The sequence below is a fragment of the Rhizomicrobium sp. genome (genome assembly GCF_056722145.1).
In genome coordinates this window covers 1-2,724 of sequence record NZ_JBWZET010000026.1, presented here as the reverse complement: position 1 = coordinate 2,724, position 2,724 = coordinate 1, and the positions used below count along the sequence as shown (strand labels likewise).

Genomic DNA, 2,724 nt, shown 5'->3' with positions numbered 1-2,724 from the left:
CCCGGAACCTTGCCGGCTGGCTGATGCCCACGCCGCCGCCCATGGTGATGCCGTCCATGAAGGCGACGATGGGCTTTTCATAGCTGAACATCATGTGGTTCAGCTGATATTCCTCGAAGAAGAACCTGCGCCCGGCCACGCCGCCGTCATTCAGCGCGGATTCGCGCAGCAGCGTAACATCGCCGCCCGCGCAAAAGCCCCGCCCCTCGGCGTGATCGAGGATCACCACCTTCACCTCCGGATCGTGGCGCCACGCCAGCAACGCCTCGGTGATGGCGTGATCCATGGCCTGGGTCAGCGCATGGATCGCCTTGGGGCGGTTGAGCGTCAGGAAACCCGCCATGCCTTCGCGGCGGACAATCAGTTCGTCGGTCACTTGAGCAGATCCCGACCGATGATCATCCGCATCACCTCGTTGGTGCCTTCGAGGATGCGGTGCACGCGCAAGTCACGCCAGAACCGCTCGATCGGGTAGTCGCGCAAGTAGCCATAGCCACCGAACATCTGCAACGCCTTGTCGACGATCTCGCTGCCGTTGTCGGAGGCCAGCTTCTTCGCCATCGCCGAGAAACGCGACTTGTCGGGCGCCCCCGCCGTCACCTTCGCCGCCGCGAGGTAGAGCAGCGCGCGCGCCGCCTCGAGGTCGGTCGCCATGTCGGCGAGGGTGAACTGGGTGTTCTGGAACTCGGCGAGCGACTTGCCGAACTGCTTGCGATCCTTGACGTAAGCGATTGCTTCATCAAGGCAACGCTGCGCTCCGCCCAGCGAGCACGCGCCGATGTTGATGCGCCCGCCGTCGAGCCCGGCCATCGCGAACTTGAAGCCGTCGCCCTCGGCGCCGATGCGGTTGGAGACCGGCACGCGCACGTTGTCGAACATCACCTGCGCGGTCGGCGAGGCATTCCAGCCGAGCTTCTTCTCCGGCGGCCCGAACGAAAGCCCGGGCATGTCCTTCTCGACGATCACCGCCGAAATCCCCTTCGGGCCTTCGGCGCCGGTGCGGCACATCACCACGTAGATGTCGTTGAAGCCCCCGCCCGAGATGAACTGCTTGGTGCCGTTGAGCACGTAATGGTCGCCATCGCGAGCGGCGGTGGTGCGCAGCGCCGCCGCGTCCGAACCCGAGCCCGGCTCGGTCAGGCAGTACGAGGCGATCCTGTCCATCCCCACCAGCTGCGGCAGGTAGTGCTTCTTGAGATCATCGCCGCCGAAGGTGTCGATCATCCACGCGGCCATGTTGTGGATCGAGACATAGGCGCTGGTGGCGGCGCAGCCATAGCTCATCGCCTCCATGATTAGCGCGGCTTCGAGCCGGCCGAGCCCGATCCCGCCCATCTCTTCCGAGACATAGATCGCGCCGAAACCGAGCTCGCCGGCGGCCTTCCACACGTCGACCGGGTAATGGTGCTCCTCGTCCCACTTCGCCGCGAACGGCGTGATGCGGTCGGCGGTGAACTTGCGCGCCATGTCCTGGATGGCAAGCTGGTCCTCGGTCAGTCCGAACTGTTCGGTCATGCTCTGCGTCTCACCTCATGCCGCGGCCCGCCCGGTCCTCGCCGGGATCGCCGCCCCCCTCGCGTTGGCCGGGCCCGCGCCACGGGCCCGGCGCGCCGTGTCAGATCACCGTGTCGATGGCGGCGCTCGCCGCCACCGTCTTCGGTACCGCGCCGTCGATCAGCGCGACGATGTCCGCCCCGAACAGGTCGTTGTCGTTCGGGATTTCCTTCACCTGCGGCAGGTTCTTCGACACCCAGGTCTCGTTGATCAGATCGCGCCAGGTGATGTTGTTGTTGGTGGCATTGCCGCCCCACGACCCGCAGCCGAGGCTGAAGGTCTGGCGCATGCCGTTCCACACGTTGCCCGAATTCGACGGCGCCTGCGGCTGGTTGACCATCACGCGGCTGGTCTTGGTCGCCATCGCCAGCTTCATGACGTTCTCGTCGTTGTACGAATAGATGCCGCACGAATGGCCGCTGCCCTGGTAGCCCTGGATGCCGTTGGTCAGCGCGATCGCCTCGTCGATGTCCCTGGCCCGATACAGCGCCATCGTCACCGACAGCTTCTCGCCCGAGAACGGGAAGTCGGGGCCGAACCCGGTTTCGGGAACGATGAAGAAGGTCTTGCCTTCGGGCAGCGCGATCCCGGCCATCCCGGCGATCTTGTCTGCCGGCTGCGCGACGATGCCGGTGTTGAGGTGGCCGTCGACCCAGATGGTGTTCTGCAGCTTCGCCTTGTTCTCGCCCTCGACGACGAAGCCGCCCTGGTGCTGGAGCTTTTCGAGCATCGTGTCATAGATCGAATCGAACAGGATCACCGAGTTGTCCGACGAGCACGACGCGGCGAGGTCGAGCGTCTTGGAGATGCGGTTCTTCTCGGCCGCCTCGTCGAGGTCGGCGCTGTCGTCGACAGTGATCACCGCGTTGCCGACGCCGACGCCGAGCGCCGGAGTGCCCGACGAATAGGCGGCATGGACCATCGGCCCGCCGCCCGTGGCGAGCACGCGGTCGCACTGCCGCATCAGCTCGTTGGTCTTCTCGACCGAGGGCGTTTCGATCGCGATCACCAGGTCGGCCGGGGCGCCGAGCTTGACCAGCGCCTCGCGCATCTTGTCGCAGATGATCTTGTTGGTGATCTTGGCGCGCGGATGCGGCGCGATGATGATCGAGTTGCGGCCCTTGACCGCGCAGATCGACTTGATCACCGGGGTCGCCTCGGGGTTGGTCG

The 2,724-nt window shown here is 65.6% G+C and carries 3 protein-coding genes; all 3 read right to left on the bottom strand.

Annotated elements, in window-relative coordinates; genetic code table 11:
* The coding region (locus tag AC1P6P_RS01370) for an enoyl-CoA hydratase/isomerase family protein (protein WP_481400638.1) at positions 1-376 on the bottom strand (376 nt) is incomplete at its 3' end.
* The gene (locus AC1P6P_RS01365; protein WP_481400637.1) at positions 373-1,515 is read right to left on the bottom strand and encodes an acyl-CoA dehydrogenase family protein; all 1,143 of its coding nucleotides are present in this window, start codon (positions 1,513-1,515) and stop codon (positions 373-375) included. The genes AC1P6P_RS01365 and AC1P6P_RS01370, both read right to left, overlap by 4 nt.
* Positions 1,516-1,615: 100 nt before the next feature.
* Positions 1,616-2,724: aldehyde dehydrogenase family protein (locus tag AC1P6P_RS01360; RefSeq protein WP_481400636.1), on the bottom strand; the 1,109-nt coding region annotated here is incomplete at its 5' end.

Coding starts and splice junctions, on each gene's coding strand:
- AC1P6P_RS01365 (WP_481400637.1), bottom strand. CDS start 1,515: ATGACCGAACAGTTCGGACTGACCGAGGACCAGCTTGCCATCCAGGAC.